Annotated in this window: 2 protein-coding genes; both read left to right on the plus strand. The window is 53.6% G+C overall.

Annotated features, from left to right (window positions below; translation table 11 throughout):
- Positions 1 to 189: hypothetical protein (locus tag BMZ24_RS20055; protein ID WP_092194754.1), on the plus strand; the 189-nt coding region annotated here is incomplete at its 5' end.
- Positions 186 to 1,040 carry an IS3 family transposase gene (locus tag BMZ24_RS19330; protein ID WP_244150432.1) on the plus strand — a complete coding sequence of 285 codons (855 nt, stop codon included), beginning with the start codon at positions 186 to 188 and terminating at the stop codon, positions 1,038 to 1,040. The genes BMZ24_RS20055 and BMZ24_RS19330, both read left to right, overlap by 4 nt.
- The last annotated feature ends 36 nt before the right edge of the window (positions 1,041 to 1,076 follow it).

Raw genomic sequence — 1,076 nt, forward strand, 5'->3', positions numbered from 1 at the left:
AAGGGCTGGGTGCAGAAACATCGAGACCATCAGGACGCGGCCTTCGTGGGCAATCATGCGCCGGAATCGCCAGAGGCCGAGCTGAAGCGTCTTCGTAAAGAGAACGAACGACTTCAGCGAGAGCGTGACATTTTAAAAAAAGCAGTGGCCATCTTCTCGACGGACCCGCATCGATATTCGGGTTCATAACCGAGCACCGCTCCATGTACGGAGTGAAGGAGATGTGCCGCGTGTTTGGAGTGTCTCGGAGCCGTTACTATGCTCAACTCAGTCCTGGAGGGAGCAAGCGGCAGCGCGAAGACCAGCGCCTGCTCGTTTCAATCAAGGCGTCCTTTGACGGCAGCGATAGAACCTATGGTGCCGGCCGTATTTATCGGGAGCTTCGCGAGCAAGGCATTCTCGTAGGCAAGAATCGCGTTTGGCGTTTGATGAAGCAGCACGGTCTGCGCGTAAAGACTATGCGTCGCTTCAAGGTGACGACGAATTCTGACCACAAGCGCCCTGTTGCGCCCAACCTGGTTAGGCGTAATTTTACGGCCCCTGCGCCAGATCGTCTCTGGACAGGGGATATCACCTATATCTGGACAGCCGAGGGCTGGCTGTATCTGGCAGTCATTCTGGATGTCTTCTCCCGCCGCATAGTCGGCTGGAGCATGAAGCGGCGGATGACTGACGACCTCGTGATTACGGCGTTCAACAACGCCGTGATTCGGAGGGGCCCCTCACAAGGGGTGGTTTTCCATTCTGATCGGGGATCTCAATATTGTAGCAAGCGATTTCAGTCATTGGTGCGGGGTATCGGCGGAATCCAAAGCATGAGCGGCACGGGCTCTTGCTACGACAACGCGATTACGGAATCGTTTTTTGGAACCATGAAGAGAGAACTCGTGCATCATTGTTCTTTCGAGAGGCGGTCTGAAGCTCAAAGCCAGATATTTCGATATATTGAAGGTTTTTATAATCGTCGGCGCAGGCATTCGTCGATTGGTTACCAAGCGCCTGAGGAATATGAACGGCTGTTCATCAAGATAGCTGTTTAGGGAAATGAACGTGTCCTCTATTGCGAAGACAGGTCA

Source organism: Desulfomicrobium norvegicum (assembly GCF_900114595.1).
Taxonomy (GTDB): Bacteria; Desulfobacterota; Desulfovibrionia; order Desulfovibrionales; family Desulfomicrobiaceae; genus Desulfomicrobium; species Desulfomicrobium macestii.